At 41.3% G+C, this 17,538-nt stretch carries 15 protein-coding genes; 9 read left to right on the forward strand and 6 right to left on the reverse strand.

Annotated elements, in window-relative coordinates:
- The first annotated feature begins 21 nt into the window (after nucleotides 1-21).
- The 3 genes from znuD to PJ15_RS07240 all read left to right on the forward strand — a co-directional run bounded on the left by znuD (nucleotide 22) and on the right by PJ15_RS07240 (nucleotide 4,472).
- On the forward strand, nucleotides 22-2,091 hold the full coding sequence (znuD, locus tag PJ15_RS07230; RefSeq protein WP_047429335.1) for a zinc piracy TonB-dependent receptor ZnuD: 2,070 nt from the start codon (nucleotides 22-24) through the stop codon (nucleotides 2,089-2,091).
- 79 nt (nucleotides 2,092-2,170) lie between these two features.
- Nucleotides 2,171-3,634, forward strand: coding sequence for a phospholipase D family protein (locus PJ15_RS07235; RefSeq protein ID WP_155766453.1), 1,464 nt, complete (start codon nucleotides 2,171-2,173; stop codon nucleotides 3,632-3,634).
- 25 nt (nucleotides 3,635-3,659) lie between these two features.
- A complete protein-coding gene (locus PJ15_RS07240) occupies nucleotides 3,660-4,472 on the forward strand; it encodes a hypothetical protein (RefSeq protein WP_047429338.1) in 813 nt (270 codons plus the stop codon).
- A gap of 82 nt (nucleotides 4,473-4,554) precedes the next feature.
- Here PJ15_RS07240 and PJ15_RS07245 read toward each other — a convergent pair whose 3' ends face one another.
- Entirely contained in the window at nucleotides 4,555-4,992 is a 438-nt protein-coding gene (locus tag PJ15_RS07245) for a hypothetical protein (protein ID WP_047429501.1), read from the reverse strand.
- 178 nt (nucleotides 4,993-5,170) lie between these two features.
- Here PJ15_RS07245 and PJ15_RS07250 point away from each other — a divergent pair, with 178 nt between their 5' ends.
- Together PJ15_RS07250 and PJ15_RS07255 are read left to right on the forward strand one after the other, a co-directional pair.
- Nucleotides 5,171-5,662, forward strand: a complete 492-nt coding sequence (locus PJ15_RS07250) for an RcnB family protein (protein WP_047429342.1) — start codon at nucleotides 5,171-5,173, stop codon at nucleotides 5,660-5,662.
- A gap of 153 nt (nucleotides 5,663-5,815) precedes the next feature.
- Nucleotides 5,816-6,187 (forward strand): RcnB family protein, encoded by a 372-nt coding sequence (locus PJ15_RS07255; RefSeq protein WP_047429344.1) that lies wholly within the window; start codon nucleotides 5,816-5,818, stop codon nucleotides 6,185-6,187.
- A gap of 41 nt (nucleotides 6,188-6,228) precedes the next feature.
- Here PJ15_RS07255 and PJ15_RS07260 read toward each other — a convergent pair whose 3' ends face one another.
- From PJ15_RS07260 to PJ15_RS07275, 4 genes are all read right to left on the reverse strand, one after another.
- Nucleotides 6,229-6,726, reverse strand: a complete 498-nt coding sequence (locus PJ15_RS07260) for a phosphate-starvation-inducible protein PsiE (protein ID WP_004775490.1) — start codon at nucleotides 6,724-6,726, stop codon at nucleotides 6,229-6,231.
- 120 nt (nucleotides 6,727-6,846) lie between these two features.
- Nucleotides 6,847-8,628, reverse strand: a complete 1,782-nt coding sequence (locus PJ15_RS07265; protein WP_004775489.1) for an acyl-CoA dehydrogenase C-terminal domain-containing protein — start codon at nucleotides 8,626-8,628, stop codon at nucleotides 6,847-6,849.
- Between the two features lie 162 nt (nucleotides 8,629-8,790).
- Complete coding sequence (locus tag PJ15_RS07270; RefSeq protein WP_004775488.1) at nucleotides 8,791-10,593, reverse strand: acyl-CoA dehydrogenase C-terminal domain-containing protein; 1,803 nt, start codon at nucleotides 10,591-10,593, stop codon at nucleotides 8,791-8,793.
- A 311-nt stretch (nucleotides 10,594-10,904) separates the two neighbouring features.
- Nucleotides 10,905-11,279, reverse strand: coding sequence for a hypothetical protein (locus PJ15_RS07275; RefSeq protein ID WP_005259465.1), 375 nt, complete (start codon nucleotides 11,277-11,279; stop codon nucleotides 10,905-10,907).
- A gap of 131 nt (nucleotides 11,280-11,410) precedes the next feature.
- Between PJ15_RS07275 and baeS the strand changes: the two genes are divergently transcribed.
- The 4 genes from baeS (at nucleotide 11,411) to PJ15_RS18605 (ending at nucleotide 16,443) form a co-directional block, all read left to right on the forward strand.
- A complete protein-coding gene (gene baeS, locus PJ15_RS07280) occupies nucleotides 11,411-13,081 on the forward strand; it encodes a sensor histidine kinase efflux regulator BaeS (RefSeq protein ID WP_004775486.1) in 1,671 nt (556 codons plus the stop codon).
- Nucleotides 13,082-13,126: 45 nt separating this feature from the next.
- Nucleotides 13,127-13,813: a response regulator gene (locus tag PJ15_RS07285; protein WP_004775485.1), complete on the forward strand. Its 687-nt coding sequence runs from the start codon at nucleotides 13,127-13,129 to the stop codon at nucleotides 13,811-13,813.
- Between the two features lie 163 nt (nucleotides 13,814-13,976).
- Nucleotides 13,977-15,332 carry a hypothetical protein gene (locus PJ15_RS07290; protein WP_047429346.1) on the forward strand — a complete coding sequence of 452 codons (1,356 nt, stop codon included), beginning with the start codon at nucleotides 13,977-13,979 and terminating at the stop codon, nucleotides 15,330-15,332.
- 37 nt (nucleotides 15,333-15,369) lie between these two features.
- The gene (locus tag PJ15_RS18605; RefSeq protein WP_171248576.1) at nucleotides 15,370-16,443 is read left to right on the forward strand and encodes a hypothetical protein; all 1,074 of its coding nucleotides are present in this window, start codon (nucleotides 15,370-15,372) and stop codon (nucleotides 16,441-16,443) included.
- 474 nt (nucleotides 16,444-16,917) lie between these two features.
- Here the strand turns inward: PJ15_RS18605 and PJ15_RS07300 are convergent, their stop codons facing one another.
- Nucleotides 16,918-17,499, reverse strand: a complete 582-nt coding sequence (locus PJ15_RS07300; protein WP_047429349.1) for a L,D-transpeptidase family protein — start codon at nucleotides 17,497-17,499, stop codon at nucleotides 16,918-16,920.
- Between the last annotated feature and the right edge of the window lie 39 nt (nucleotides 17,500-17,538).

Here is a 17,538-nt window from a genome sequence, read left to right on the forward strand (position 1 = left end):
TCAACTGATTCGGGACACGGTATGTCATTTCCGCAAAATATTTTGACCTTATCCATTTTAGCTGTTGTATCTGTATCTACATTTGCAGCCGAAAATGAACAAGTTACCACCTTAGATACCATACGAATTAAAGCGCATCCGCTTGAGCAAACCTCAAAAGATTTTGCTGTTGCAGATACCGTTGTAGATGAAAAACGTTTACAACAGGGGGCTGTCACCATTGGTGAGGCGCTAAGCAGCGAGCCTGGCATTTATTCAAATCAGTTTGGTGCTGGTTCTAGCCGTCCTGTCATTCGTGGACAAGACGGGCCGCGCGTTAAGGTGCTGCAAAACTCATCTGAAAACATTGATGTATCTACCTTGTCTCCTGACCATGCGGTAACAGTCGATCCTGCATTGGCAAAGCAGGTTGAAGTGATTCGTGGCCCATCAACTTTATTATTTGGTGCAGGAACAGTCGGTGGTTTAGTCAATGTCACCGATAGCAAGATTCCAACAGAAATGCCTGAAAAAGGTTACGAAGGTAATGTTGGCTTACGTTACAACACTGGAAGTGATGAAAAGCTGGCAACTGCGGGCGTAACGGTTGGTCTGGGTGATCAGGTTGCGTTACGTGTCGAAGGGTTAAAGCGTGAAGCCAATGATTATATCGCTCCAGATTATGTACATGAAGGAGAGCGAGAGCGCCGTGTAGACAATACCTTTGCCAAAGGCCAAACCGTGAATGTCGGTTTATCCTGGATTTATGATCGTGGCTTTACAGGCATTTCTTATAGCAATCGCCAAGATCAATATGGTTTACCTGGGCATAGTCATGAATATGAAAGCTGCCATGCACATCTTTCTGGGCGCCCTCATTTACATTGCGGCGAGCATGATCATGGTGACGGTGAAGATGATCATGGTCATGAGGATCACGACCATGAACATGGCTCAGGGCCTTGGATTGACTTAAAATCTGAGCGCTATGATGTACGCACAGAACTGAATGATCCATTTGCAGGCTTTAAAAAATTACGTGCTCAAGCGAGTTATACCGATTATAAACATGATGAAATTGAAGAAGATACCATCGCTACGCGCTTTAAAAACAAGGGCTATGATGGGCGTTTAGAGTTGGTACATAATCCAATTGGCCCATGGGAAGGGGTGATTGGAACGCAATATGGTCAACAAAAACTGGAACTCACCGGTGAAGAAGCGTTCTTGGCGCCGAATACCACCAAGAAGTGGAGCATCTTTGGTTTAGAGCATGCACAATTTAATGATGTCCATGTTGAACTGGCAGCACGCGCAGAAAAACAAAAAATTGATATTGATGACTCAAGCAAAAAAGATTTTGACGGTTCAGCCTTTTCTGTTTCAGGCGCTGCCAACTGGGAGTTTGCACCAGACTATAAACTTTCGTTAGTTGCCTCACATCAGGAGCGTTTACCTTTAGCGCAAGAGTTGTACGCCAATGGTGGACATTTCGCGACCAATACTTATGAGCTGGGTAATGATCGTTTAAGTAAAGAGAAGTCAAATAATGTTGAATTGGGTTTCCATTATGACAATGATAAATTTGACTACCATGTACATGTGTACCACAACTGGTTTGATGACTATATTTACGCTCAAACCTTAGATCGTTATAAAGATTTCCGTTTGGTCAAATATACGCAGGATCAGGCACGTTTCTATGGTGCTGAGGCAGAAGCGGGTTATCAGATCTCGGACATGTATAAAGTTGGTGTATTCGGTGATTATGTTCGCGGCAAGATCGACAATGAAAATGCCCCGCGTGTTCCAGCAGGTCGTCTAGGAACAAAAGTAAATGCGGACTTCGGTGATGGCTTTAGCGGTTCAGCTGAATACTACCATGTGTTCCAGCAAGACAAGATTGCAGCTTATGAAACCGATACCCAAAGCTATAACATGTTGAATCTAGGGGTGGCTTATTCAGGTAAATACAGCAATGTTGGTGACTATCGTGTTTATCTAAATGCCAATAACTTGCTAGATGATCAGGTTTACCAACATGCATCGTTCTTATCAACGATTCCTCAAGTGGGCCGTAACTTTACCGTTGGGGTGAATTTTAACTTCTAATTTTTCACTTAAATCTTATTGAAAAATCAAAGTATAAGCTCTAGCCTTAGATCATTAGGCTAGGGCTTTTTTTGTTTATATGCGTATCTTCCAACGAATCCATCGAAAATTAAACTGGTCAGGTCGACGTTACATGGCAGTCATATTGAGTATTTTTGCGATTGGGTACATTGCTTCGGCAGTCTACCACACAGTAAAACCACTCCCGAAAGGGCTGGATTTTACTGGGCAGTTGCGTCATGCCAATGTGAAATTTTTAGCCGATCAGACCTATATCGATGCACAAGGCCAGCAACAGGTCGATCAGCATATTTTCAAGGAAGTTTTTCATTTAATTGATCAGGCACAGACCACCATTGTGCTGGATATGTTCCTGTTTAATCAGGAAGTAGGAAAGTCAAAGGTTAAGCAATTTCCTTTGATGCAAGAGTTGACAGATGCGTTGATCGTGAAGCGTCGTTTGCATCCAAATGTTGAAGTTGTGGTGATAACCGATCCGATTAATTCGGTTTATGGTGGAATGACACCGAAACATTATCTACAGTTGCGTCAAGCGGGTGTGGATGTGATCGAAACTGATTTAAAACCATTGCGCGCTTCTAATCCGCTTTGGTCAGGCTTTTGGTATATCTGTTGTCAGAACTTGGGTAATAATCCTGAAGGTGGCTGGTTAAGTAGCCCATTTGGTGATGAAAAAATTACCTTGCGTAGTTATCTTGAGTTATTCAACTTCAAGGCCAATCATCGTAAAACCTTGGTGGTTGATACTGAACAGGGCTGGAAAAGTTTGGTGACCTCTGCCAATCCGCATGATGGCAGTTCGCATCATAGTAATGTTGCACTGGTGGTGGATGGGCCAACCGCGATTGATGTCTTACAAACTGAACAAGCTGTTGCCAATATGTCAAAGGGGTCTAGTCCTTTTGTGATTATGGGTGGGGTGAGCGAAGACAAAACCTTGCCGCAGGTGCAAGTGCTGACTGAAAAAGCCATTTATGATGGCATCTTGAAAATGATTCAGACCGCCAAGAGCAAAGAGCATCTGGATATGGCCATGTTTTATTTGTCGGAACGCAATATTATTGAAGCACTGAAGCAAGCTCAGCAACGTGGTGTCAACATCCGTATCATGATCGATCCGAATAAAGATGCATTTGGCCGTCAGAAGAATGGCATGCCGAATCGCCAAGTTGCATCAGAGCTCAATGCTGCTGGTATTCCAATTCGTTGGTGCGATACTCGTGGTGAACAGTGCCATAGCAAGATGTTGCTCAAATACAATGCACAGCAAGCTGAGATGATTCTGGGTTCTGCTAACTTAACGGCACGTAATCTGAAAAACTATAATCTTGAAACTGATATGCGTGTGATTGGTTCAGCACAAACGCCAGTGTTTAAAGATGCCGGGCAATACTTTGATGCAGCATGGAGCAATGCCAATGCACGTCAAATCACAGTGGATTATGCAAAATATGCTGATGAGTCAAAAGTAAAATACTGGATCTATCGTTTTATGGAATGGACAGGGTTATCCACTTTTTAATTCAGCATAAATAGAGTTCTACACAATGGCGAAAATCAAACTTAATATCAGACAGGATGAGCAGATTGATTTAGATGTACATCAATTCAATCATTATGCAGATATTGTTGAAATTCAAAGTTGGGCAGAACTCTTGGAATGCTATCGCGCCCTTAAACAGGAGGTTTATCCTAAAAAGGTGTTTCTGGTTCTGGATGATAGGGCGCAGGCAGAATACACTTCTATGCATGCTCAATTGGGTGATCAACTTTATTTCGACGATCGTCAATATTTTGAAGGAATCGAAGATATTGGAAGTCTAGACAGTCTTCTGATTGAAAGTAATATTGTCACACCTTTGTTGTTTCAACACCATGTACAACAGCTGAGTCATCTAGACCATCAGCGGAGTTTTGAAAGCTTGGCTGGAAAAATGCAGCACTATGATGAAAGTGATCTAGAGGCGCTCGTTTACTTCAATCAACATCTATTGATCTCTACTCATACTGAAATCATGGTTAAAGTGGCCGTTGTTGAAACAGAAGCATTGAAACTGGCGATAATGCCGAATGGCTATTTTTCTTGTGATTTTGATCCTTTTGAGAATTATGCGCTGGTTCAGAAAATGCAGCGCTATGGCTTCGAATTTATCGGACTTGGAGCAGCATTATTAGGATGGATCAAAACAGCAGATTTTAATGCAGAAAAAATTGAAGATTTAATTCAGGATCTCGCTTTGATTTATCCTTTAGATTTATCTCATCAAAAGGCAATGACAGACTTGATTTTAAAAAATAATTATCTGATTTTACCTTATTCTGAATCACCACAAGAATATTTGGGTTACGACTTATCGTGATCCAGAACGAGAGTTCAATAAGCTGAATTTGGAAGTTTACTTGGTATTCAGCTTATTGAAAGAAATACACGATCAATAAAAATTAAGGACTCGGTGGAATCAATTGATCCAGATCTTTATCTGCTAACTGATCCAGTTCACTTAAATCGGTTTTGATTTTCCACTGATTTTCATCATCGACAGGGTTAGGTAAACGCGCTTCTAACCAGTCACAGACGATATCTGGGCTAAATTCTGGATGATTACACTGGATCACCCAAGCCAGAAAATCTTTGGCTTCACCGTTCATATAGGGCGGTGGTGATACGGGGAAAAATTGGGTGGGTAGACGCTCATTCGTCGATAAATAATTGAGGACATGTCCCAGTTCCTGAACTGTTTGCCATGCCAATGGATGTTCAACATCAATATTGAACTTAAACCACCATGCATGCTGACCATCTGCACCATGCGCCACGATACGGGATTCTTGTACGCTAGGAACTTTACAGAAAAATTGATAGAGACGATCAAAATTCATTTCAGCCACAGATGTTGCCTCAAAACCAAAAAATTGATTCTAACATATCTCAGAGAGGCTATAGCGAGCTGCGCTTTATCCACGGAATTAAACAGTTAGTCTGAAAAAATATTATTACAACAGTGGCGCTTATTTTTTATTCTAAAATAAAATCATACTCTGATTTTGGGAGATCATGATGCAGCAATCTAAACTTTATATCTATGGCTTGGTCAGCCTACTCAGCGGTCTCCCTGTAATGAGCTATGCCGATAATGCGTGGGGTGGATATAGCGGGGTAGAACGCCGTTCTTATCATCAGAATACACCTGTCTATCAACCGCCTGCGCAAGACCCATTTGCGTTCTCGAATCAGCGCGCGACACCGACTGCGCCACCGAAAGGCTATTATTATCAGCCGAATCAAAATAACTATTATCCTCATTCGAACCATCGCCCCGGCGTTCGGATTGAATATTATCCAGAGACTCAATATGACCGCAGCTATCGCCGTGAGTCCTTTGTGATAGGAAATGAATTACCGGGTGAGTTCCGTAGCGAGCGTTATGTGGTGCGGGATTGGGATTATTATTCTTTGCGTGAACCGCCACGCGGTCGACATTGGGTGGTCGTCGATGGTCGTTATCTTTTAGTGACCGATGATAACTTTACCATTGAGATTATTCGCTGATTTGACATCTGTTTTTAAATTTTGAATAGAGAGTATTCTCCACAATTTCTTGCTATTCATTACAAAGCTTTGCAATGTCGCGAGTTTTATTCATGCTTTCTCCTAGAGTTTTTCTTAATCTGATTTCAGATCGAAAAAACAGAGGATCAAACAATGAAAAAGACCGTCGTATTGCTTGTATCAACACTCATGCTCGGTGTATCTGCATCAGCAATGGCAGATTCAAACCGTTGGAACAATGATCATAAATACCGTTATGATCAGCGCTATGATCGTTATGACCACCGACATGATCACCGTGAGCAACCGCGCTGGTCAAATGGTGATCGCGGTAATCATTATGGTCAACGTATCAATTTCAAACGTGGTGAGCGCTTACCGTCAGAATTCCGTAGTAATCGTTATATGGTATCCAATTATCGCTACCATCGCCTTTATCAGCCACCACGTGGCTATAACTGGATGCAGGTACAAGGCAAATATGTATTGGTTGATTCCAAATATCGTATCTTCCGAGTGGCATAATCCTCATATGAGAAAAGCAGGCTATCCACCTGCTTTTTTATTTATGCCAATTCATCATCTTGTGGTCGAGGCGTTTTATTGGAAGGCAATTGTTGCTCCTGATCTTTGCCACGAATCACAGAAGGGTAGTTCCACGATGCAAAACGCACCACCAGAATCGCAACTGCCAAAATCAGGATCGAACCTGTGGTAATGACCAAATCCATCGACGCTTTATGATTATGCTGAATATCGGCAATGAGCAAACGGGTCAGTGCGGTAATCGCGACATAGATCAGAAAGCGCACTGGCATATGATTGGTCTTGAAATAAATCCCGACCATGGCGCCCAGTTCCAGATAGATAAACAGCAGCAAGATATCATCAATGGTGGCGTACTGTTTAACCGTCAGAATCTCAATCACGGTATGTACGGCTGACCATGCAATCATACAGCCGATAATAAACAGGGCTAAATAATGAAAGGCTTCAACTGCGTAGTGACCGAAGCGGTCAAGTAGACGAGGTAAGCCTTCAAGTTTATCTTTTGAATTCGACATGGCGGTTTATATGCTCAACATGATGATTGGAATGATATGCAAGTTTTATGCTGTTTTTATTATAGGCATAAAAAAACTGCCTCAACCTAGATTGAAGCAGTTTTTATGATTGAATGCGACTTAAGCTTGATTGGTGAAGTAATCTTCGCTGAAGTTCATGATCAAGTCAGAACCTGCTTTGATTTTCGCTAAACGCGCATCTAATTCAGGCAAGATACGATCTACAAAATATTGCGCTAATGCAATTTTGTTTTGGTAGAAATCACCAGATTTGTCTTTTGCCGCTGCTGCAATTTTTGCGAACATATAAGCAAAGCTGAGTAAACCAACAGCATGTAGGTAATCAACCGCAGCTGAGTTCGGGAACTCTGCATTTTCAGCTGCTTGTTCAATGATGAACTGGGTGATCGCTTCAATTTCAGTTGCAGCGTCAAGAGTTGCATCTTTAATGAAGTTTAAATCCGTATCTAGATCATTGGCAAAGTCACGGATCTCTGTGATGTATTCTGCGATGAATGCACCACCACATTTAATGGTTTTACGACCAATTAAATCTTGAGATTGAACGCCGTTGGTCCCTTCGTAAATTTGAGCAATACGAAGATCACGGATACATTGTTCCATGCCCCATTCACGGATATAACCGTGACCACCGAAGACCATTTGCGCATCTAAAGTCGCTTGGAAAGCAGTGTCAGTGAGGTAAGCTTTTGCGATTGGTGTTAAAAGTGCAACGCGGTCGTTGGCTTTCTTCACGGCTTCAGCATCAGTTGAGAATTTAGTGATGTCGAGCTGTTGACCAACATACACCGCAAATGCACGAGATGCTTCGTTGTTGGCACGTACATTGAGCAACATACGACGTACATCACCATGTACTAAAATGCTGTCTGCTGGTTTGTTTGGAGATTGAACGCCAGATGCGCTACGACCCTGTAAACGGTCAGTCGCGTATTGTGCCGCATTTTGATAAGCAAATTCAGAAGCACCGAGACCTTGGATACCCATTGATAAACGTTCGTAGTTCATCATTACGAACATCGCAGCAAGACCTTCGTTTTCTTTACCCACGAGGTAGCCTTTGGCACCATCAAAGTTCATCACGCAAGTCGCAGATGCCTTGATTCCCATCTTGTGCTCGATTGAGCCTGGTCCAACAGGGTTACGTTCGCCCAAAGAACCATCTTCATTCACCAAGAATTTCGGTACGATAAATAATGAAATACCACGTGAACCCGCAGGTGCATTAGGGGTTTTTGCAAGTACCAAATGAATGATGTTTTCAGCGAGATCGTTGTCACCACCCGTGATGAAGATTTTCGTACCAGTAATATTATACGTACCATCTTCATTCGGTTCAGCTTTAGTTTTGATAATCCCTAAATCTGTACCTGCATGTGGCTCGGTTAAGCACATCGTACCTGACCATTCACCCGAATAGATTTTAGGTAAATACGTTTCTTTTTGCTCTTGTGATGCATAGCTGTTTAAAGCCATACCTGCACCCACAGAAAGAAGCGGGTAGAGCATGAATGATGGATTGGTTGCGAATAGCATTTCATCAGACAGTACAGTCAGCATTTTTGGCATGGCCTGACCGCCCCATTCTTCGTCTGCACCTAAGCCGATCCAGCCGCCTTCAGCGTATTGACGGAATGCTTCTTTAAAACCTGCTGGGGTGAAAACTTCACCATTTTCCCAACGTGCGCCTTCTTCATCACCCGTACGGTTTAACGGATGTGTCACGTTTTGGGCAAACTTCGCCATTTCTTCTAAAATTGCTTCAGCTGTTGCAGCATCTACATGAGCCAGGTTTTCATTCGCCTGCCAAAATTGTTCTGCTTTAAATACATCATTTAAGATGAATTTCATGTCTGCTAGAGGAGCATTGTAAATTGGCATAATCGTTCCTTTCTACGCACAGCGTCATGTGCAAAATGATCAAATAAAACGAACAAATAAATTGAATCGTATAAATTTAGCATTGATTAAACAAAAAAAGGACGGTCAAAACTGACCAGTCCTTTTTCTGTGATGAACGTTGCATCTCATTCTAAACTATGTTTAGAAAGCGAAGTGTTCCGCATCAAGTTCAAACAATGGCGCAACGCCAGTTGAAAGTACGTCTACATGCGAACGAACACGTGGCAAAATCTTCTTGAAGTAGAAGCGAGCAGTCGTCACTTTTGCATTGTAGAAGTCAACATCAGTTGTACCTTCAGCCAATTTCTCTTGAGCAACAAGTGCCATACGTGCCCATAAGTAAGCAAGCGTTACATAGCCAGAGAAGTATAGGTAGTCAACCGCAGCTGCACCAACTTCATCAGGGTTTTGCATTGCACGCATACCAATTTGCATAGTGATATCGCCCCATTCTTTGTTTGCAGCAGCCAATGGCGCAACGAATTCTTGCATCGCAGCATTGTCTTTGTTTGCTTCAACAAATTTATGGATGATCTTGGTGAAGTCTTTCAACATTGCACCTTGAGTTTGCAATACTTTACGACCTAACAAGTCAAGCGCTTGAATCTCGGTTGTTCCTTCGTATAGGCAAGCGATACGTGTATCACGTACGATTTGCTCCATACCGTGTTCAGAAATGAAGCCGTGACCACCAAAGACTTGTACACCGTGCTTCGCAGATTCAGAACCAGTTTCTGTTAAGAATGCTTTTGCAATTGGTGTTAACAAAGACAAGATGTTGTCAGCAAACTTACGCTCTTCTTCAGTTTCGCCTTTTTCAACGATGTCTGCATATTGAGCCAATAAGTAAACTAGCGCACGACCACCTTCAGCAAATGACTTTTGCGTTAAAAGCATGTTGCGAACAGCAGGGTGAACGATAATAGGATCAGCTTCTTTTTCAGGTGCCTTAGGGCCAGAAAGCGAACGCATTGCTAAACGGTCTTTCGCATACGCTAAAGCGCCTTGGAAAGAAGATTCAGATGCAGATAGACCTTGAACCGCAGTACCGATACGTGCTGTGTTCATGAAGGTGAACATGCAGTTTAAGCCACGGTTTTCAGGGCCAATCAAGTAACCTTTTGCTTGGTCGAAGTTAATCACACAAGTCGCGTTACCATGGATACCCATTTTGTGTTCGATTGAACCACAACGTACGGCATTACGCTCACCGACAGAACCGTCAGCATTCACGTGGAATTTAGGTACGATGAATAATGAAATGCCTTTTGTACCTTTTGGTGCGCCCGGTAAACGTGCAAGTACGATATGGATGATGTTTTCAGCCATGTCGTGTTCACCAGCAGAGATAAAGATTTTCTCGCCAGAGATTGCATAGCTGCCATCAGCATTTGGTTCAGCTTTAGAACGAATGATACCTAAGTCAGAACCTGCATGAGATTCAGTCAAGCACATCGTACCTGTCCAAACACCTGAAACAAGGTTTGGCAAGTAAGTATTTTTTTGCTCATCAGAACCGTGGTGTTCTAAAGTACGCACAGCACCGTGAGAAAGGCCAGGGTACATACCCCATGACCAGTTTGCAGTACCCACCATTTCAGAGATTGCGATCCCTAAAGAGTTTGGTAATGCCTGACCGCCAAACTCTTCATCAGCAGAAAGAGACGGGAAGCCAAGTTCGATATATTTTTGATACGCTTCTTTAAAGCCTGTCGGGGTAGTAACAACACCGTCGTTCCAAGTACAACCTTCACGGTCGCCCACTTGGTTTAAAGGAGAAAGTTCGTTCTCGCAGAAATCAGCCGCTGCTTCTAAGTATTGATCAACCAATTCACGGCTTACAGTGTCTTGAAATGCAGGAAGTTTTGCGTAATGTGCTTCAGCATTTAATAATTCGTGCAATACGAACTGCATATCACGTAAGGGTGCTTTGTATTGTGGCATAGCGGGTTCCTCAATACTGGTTAAACCAGAGTTATAATCTTAGTCAATGATAAATGTGCCCAAGAGCACCATTTTGTACCGCTAATCGTGCAACAAGTTATAGTTCGGTACAAGCTTTTGCAGGTCATTTCTTAGTGACTGCTAAGTCAAAGTTTGTTGGCCAGCCTGCTTAAGCGCTTAGATTGTAGGTGGTTTTCCAGCATTTGAGTGAAACTGTTCATGTAAAATCGTAAGCAGCTGTGTAAATGAAAAATCAATCATTTAACGCATAAAAAAAAGGCGCTTCGAAAGCGCCTGAGAGGAGAGGATGATTATGTTGTTGGATTCGCTTGACGCTTGAATTGTGATTTGTCTGGTGTAAAACGAACTTCACAGGTCCCTTCAATCACACGTTTATTCCATTGAACGTTCACGCGTTCTCCGATACGTTTACCTTGACATGCCTGTTCGATCTGAGCGCGTTGTGCCTGATGTTCCTGACGCATTTGTTCGCGTTGTTCTGAACGCTGTTCACGTTTCGCTTGCCATTCAGCACGCTGTTCAGGGGTAAGCGGTGCACGTTGCATATTGTGACGATGGTGGTCACGATTCATTGACTGTTCTGCTGGGGTAGTCGACTGACAGGCAGCCAAACCTAAAACAGAACCGAGTAAGGTGGTCATCAATACAATTTTTGTCTTGTTCATTGTTTTATCCAGCGTAAGCAGTTGTGATTTGATGATTAAAGATTAGATAATAAAGATGAAGAAACAATGGAGAGTTTTTTTGAACCATGTTGGTTACAATCCATAAATAGAACACTATTGAGATTAAGCTTTTGAATGTTCGTCGTGTCCCTTTAGCCTTACGCCTGTTTTTAACGGTATTACTGACCACCTTACTGATCGCTACGATCAGCTTAGGTGTTTTGCACTGGACCATGCAAAAGAACTTTGCACGCTATGTGGCCGATGTCGAAATGCAGAAACTGGATCGGCTAATTGCCAACTTAGGCAATGTCTATACCGTTTATCACGACTGGGGCAATGCCATTCAGGCGCAGATCTTGCAAATCGAGGGCACCGCAGCGCCAGATGACTACGACCGGCTGTCTCAATGGTGGTTACGCCGTCAGTATGATATCGCTTTGCAGCAACGTTATTTTAATGACCATACTTTATTGAGTCTTTCGCCGACTTTGGCGCAAAATAATGTTGAGATGAGAAATCGTCAGATCTTTAATGATGAAGAACTCAAAATTCTAAAGCAGAATTTACCTTCCGAATATCAACCCTTTGAAGGGTTACGTTTTCCGCTCAGTCCAAGTCAGTTCCGTTTAAAGAAAGATGATAAAGACGATAAACAGGAGCATAAATTAAATACGCCTGTTGAGCATGGTAAAAAGCGTTTTGTCTCAATTCCAGATCGTTTAGGTTTGAGTTCGCGTTTATCTTTATATGATGAAAATCAGCAGTTTATTGTTGGTGAACCCGCGACGGACCAAATCTCGTTTCGTCCGATTATTGTGGATGAACGGGTGGTGGGCTATCTGGGATTAAAACCTGTACTTGATCAGGATGATGCATCCAGTATTAACTTCTTTAGTAATCAAAAACGTTATTTGCTTTTAGTCTATGCATTAACCGTGCTGTCTAGTTTGATTGCAGCATTGCTAATGGCGACCTATTTTAAAAAGCCGATTCAGCGCCTGTTAAAAGCAACGCTAGAATTAACGCGTGGTAACTATCAGCATCAGGTTAAGATCAGACGTAATGATGAACTAGGTGATTTGTCTAATCAGATCAACCATTTGGCTGATATTTTGCACCATCATGAAGAATCACGCCGTCAATGGGTATCCGATACTTCACATGAGTTAAAAACACCATTGGCTGTGTTGCAGGCACAAATCGAAGCGATGCAGGATGGGATTCGTAAAGCCACACCTGAACATCTTGCAGCCATGATGCGTCAGGTCAGCAGTTTGAAGAAATTAACTCAAGATCTGGCAGATCTGGCTCAGGCCGATGCTCAGCAGTTGAAATGCTATTTTGCTGAAGTCAATCCGTGGGATGTGGTATTGCAAGAAGTCGAAAATTTCAGATCAACCTTTGAGCAAAATCAGCTAGACGTCAGCTTGTCTGGTGAAGGGGCTTTACTCTCGTTAGATCGTGATCGTTTTAAACAGATTATTGTCAATTTACTGGGGAACTGTGTTCGTTATACTGAACAAGGTGGAAAAATACAGATTCATACTCAACAAAACGAACAACAATGGATATTGTATGTAGATGACAGCCCATTGGGGATGAATGATGAGCAGCTAGCCCGTCTGGGTGAACGTTTCTACCGTGTCGATGATTCACGTACACGTAGTACAGGCGGTACAGGATTAGGTTTGGCTTTATCATGTAAACTGGCACAAGCTTTAGGTGGTTCACTGACTTTCGATCATTCACCATTAGGTGGATTACGTTGTGTACTAACTTTCCCAAAACAAAATACGTAACTTTTAGATCCTCTCTGGTTGAGGATGATGGATAGGATGAAGACCATGAAACATATCATGTTGGTTGAAGATGAGGTTGAACTGGCACAGTTGGTTCGTGATTATTTAGAAGCTGCTGGTTTTGAAGTCAGTATGTTCCATGATGGTCAAGATGCTTTTACCCAGTTCCAGCAACGTAAACCAAGCTTGATGATTCTGGATTTGATGGTGCCGCGTATGGACGGTTTAACCATCTGCCGTAAAGTACGTGAGCAGTCTGATCTGCCGATCATTATGGTGACAGCACGTACTGAAGAAATTGACCGTGTTTTAGGTCTTAATATGGGGGCAGATGACTATATCTGTAAACCTTTTAGTCCAAAAGAACTGGTTGCCCGTGTCCAAGCTGTTTTGCGCCGTTTAGAACGTAAAGCGGAACCGGAACAAAATGATTTATTCCGTATTGATAAAGCTCAGCAACGGATTTGGTATCAACAAAAAGCATTGACCTTGACGCCAACCGAATTCCGTTTATTGGAGCTGTTTTTAGAACATCTTGGACAGGTCTATTCACGTGCACAGTTGCTTGATCATATCAATCCAGACAGCTTTGATGTGGCAGACCGTGTGATTGATAGCCATATTAAAAACCTGCGTCGTAAGATTTCAGAGGCGGCTGATACGGGTAATCGTCATGAATGGATTCAAGCGGTGTATGGCGTGGGTTATCGTTTTGAATATCCAGATGAGTAAAATATTAAAAGCCCTTTATTTATAGAGGGCTTTTTTTGTTGAATAAAAAATTGTCATTATAAATATAAATAGCTATTATTCCTCGCAAAGCCTATATATGGTTTTTTGAAAACCTAAATTTAAAACAATTTAGATAATAAGTTTATTATAAAAGGGGTCTCCAATGTTTAAAAAGACATTTTTAGCTTTCGCTTGTTCTACAGTTTTAGTTGCTTGTGGAGGAGGTGATGGTAGCTCATCAAATAACACCGATAATGGTAATTCAGTCGCACCTGTTTCAGATTTAGATAAAGCAAAACAGCTGATTGATACAACCAATAGTATTGTGGCTTATTTTGATAGTTTTGATAGTTTACAATCCCAATATCAACCAACCTTTGATGCAGTTAACGATGCCGGGAAGGATATTGACAATGCAGCAGGATTGGTGCTCACACTTGCTACATTAGCCTATAATGATGCTCAAGGATCAAATAAAACCTATAATGCAGCACAATTGCAGACCTTGCTTGATAATGATGATTATATTGACTATCAATTAACGGATAGTACATTTGCTGTGACAGTAAATGCATCATCCGTGACAGTTTCAGGCAGTGCAAAAGCACAATATTGGATAAATACTATTTGGGATTTTAAAACCAATACATTGAAAGATATTTTTGGTGAAGGTGCTCAAGTTACGGTTAATGCTGTTAAGCTAGAGGCGCCTTATACAGCTGTAACGGATAAATATAATTTTAAAATCGTTGCAGGTGGGAAAATTCTAACCAAGAATGATGCAAATAAAAAAGATGCTTCTTTAGAGTTTAAGAGTGATAGTACAGCACAAGCCATTTATAGTACGGCTGCATTATTAGAAAGTCGTGGGGATTCACGTCCTGAGACTGCGGAACTTAAGTTCTCAAATGTTGTCTTGAAAACAACAGATGCTGAAATTGAATTAACCGAGCTGGCAAGCAAAGCTAGAAAAGTTCAATTCAAAAACGGTAATAATTTGGGGACAGAGATCATTCCAACTGAACTTACTTTGAAAGGTAAAGCGATTAGTGGTTCGGAGAGTCTAAATTTAGATGCAAGTATCAAACTAAATAACGATTTAACCAAGACAATTGATATCACAAATGGTGAATCTGCTACATCATTTATTAATGCAGACTTAGTGGTAAAACTATCAGGCAATGTTAAAGGTGCTGCGAATGCAATCAAGCCATTTAATATTGATTTATCTGCTAAACGCAGTGATTATCAAAAAGGGACTGCAAATATTAAAATCGCAGTTGATCAAAATGCTTTAAATGTGGATGTCAAAACAGAAAATTTAGTTGCTGAAAAACCAGCTGTTTCTGCAAAAATATCTCATGCAAATGGTGCATTTGTAGATATTGCAAATGTAGATCAGTTTACTTCAGCTGATATTAAAGTTGGCAATACCAAGTATGGAACAATCAATAAGGTTTCAAGAAGCGTTTATTCTGCCACCTTTATTGATAACACCACCAAAGTCATTGCGCCATAATCATGAAAGGAGAGGGGTACATGCTACCCCTTTTTATATGCTAAGAAAAAGTTTCGTGCTCTCTATTTTATTGATAGCGAGCTATTGTCATGCTCAAGAGCAGTTGTACTATCAAGTACGTGCTGATGTTTATAGTGAACCTTTATCGATTAAATCATTTACAGATGATTGGAGTGATCCAAATTTTAAATCTGGAAAGAATGCTTTTGCCCATGGATTAATGCAATTAGGGGTAAGAAAAGACGCGTGGGATTTTAGTTGGATTTGGCGTTATGATTATGTATTAAGATTCAGTAAAGATACTGCCAAACTTTATTATCAAATAAAAAATGAAAAATTGATTGATGGTAATACCCAATATGATTTACAGCTTGAGGCGCAGCATGTTGATACAGTTGGGTCTAGATTTGCTTATACTTGGCAAGTTGCTCCAAATTGGAGTTTGACAACAGGTGCAACAGCGTTAATTGGACGTCATTATGTTGATGGTCAAGTTAATGCTTTGGCTCAAACAACAAATCAAGTGCAACTCATGGATCGAGTTAAATGGCTGAATGGTCAAATTGACTATAGTTATGATCAGCCGGCATTAAAAGAAGATAAAATGGGGTGGAAAGAGCAAGCAAATAAAGGCTATGGCTTCGCTTTAGATGCTTCAATAGCAGGGACAATTGCGAATAACTTTAAAGTTCATATTAATATTCAAGATGCCTTAGCTTATTTGTATTGGCATGATGCGCCTTATACGCGATATAAAATAAACTATGATCAGGATATGCGTCCTAGATTCGATATTCAGGGAAAGTTTAATACCTATAAGCAATACACGCAAAGATTACCTTATAAAGTCTATACAGACATGATATATCAGTCTAATCAACCATGGAGTGTTGGGCTTAGTTCGATAAGCAATGAGTATATGAGTCTTTGGCAGATGAATGCATATTGGGACGCAGTTTTAAAATGGGGAGTTCACTATGAACCTCAAACTCATGCAGTGGGGCTATCTATTCAACATCATAACTTTGGTTTGAAATATATCACGGATGATCTGAATACTAATCAAGCTAAGCGAATGGGGGCACAATTATTTGCACAGCATCGTTGGTAATGGACTTTCATGGGAAATAAAAATTTTGGACAATAAGAATGAATGCTAAAACTATTATCCTGTGGCTCCTCCTTGCGCCGCTTCAACGCGGCTCATATCCAAGAAAATGTGGAACAGTTTCTATAGATAAACTCATCTCTTTTCCTCCGTATAGAGAAGCTGACATGAGATGAGTTTTGATGAGAATAAAAGGTAGAGCACTGCAAAAACTTTTATCCTGTGGATAACCACAGCGTTATCCACAGAAAATGTGGATAGTTTCTTATAGGTTTTGTAGAAATTATCTTCTTTTCTAGTTTTAAGTGAACCATCACTGGATTCTGCGATAAATAAGATTACATTACTTTACAATCACTTGTGGTGAGCTAGATTGCAGTAATGAGATTATTTCTGAATGAGAAACTTATCCCCTGAATAAGCCTTGCTCGGTTTGATCACCGCCTTTATCCGCAAACTCGCCTGAGCGCTGCCCCATTAGGGGTGAATGATAATGGGTGTATGATCAGCAACCAGTTGCCATATTTCGTCTATATCCGAGTTGGTCACCGCGATACAGCCTAAGGTCCAGTCTTTGCGTGGCATATAGCTCGCACTTGCAGCAAATGAGGTGGCACGTGTTGGAACCGTACCATGAATCATGACATCGCCACCCGCAGAACGATTATGCTGTTGAGCATAGCTTGTATCAGTTTTATTGGGGTAGGAGATGTGCAAAGATTTATAATAAGCGCTTTGTGGATTGCGCCAATCAATAGAATAAGTTCCCTCAGGCGTTTTGCCATCACCTTCAAACTGTTTATGTCCAATCGGATCAAAGCCTAAACGCATCGGATAGCTGCGAATGACTTCCTGTTGATGTTTTAATTGCAAAATACGCTGACTCTTAAAGACTTCAATTGAGGTCACGGGTTTACTTTGTTTGAGCTGCTGTATTTCTTCGGTTGAAAGCGGCGTATGCGTTGCTGCCAATGTTGGGATGAACTTGCCATACTGATAAAAAGCCAGTGCCAATAAAATGATTAAAACAACACATCCAGCAATCAATCCAGTTTTCATTATTTTCTTCTTTTAAAAATAAGTAACTCACCTGAGCCG

Source organism: Acinetobacter sp. neg1 (genome assembly GCF_000788125.1).
Lineage (GTDB): Bacteria > Pseudomonadota > Gammaproteobacteria > Pseudomonadales > Moraxellaceae > Acinetobacter > Acinetobacter vivianii.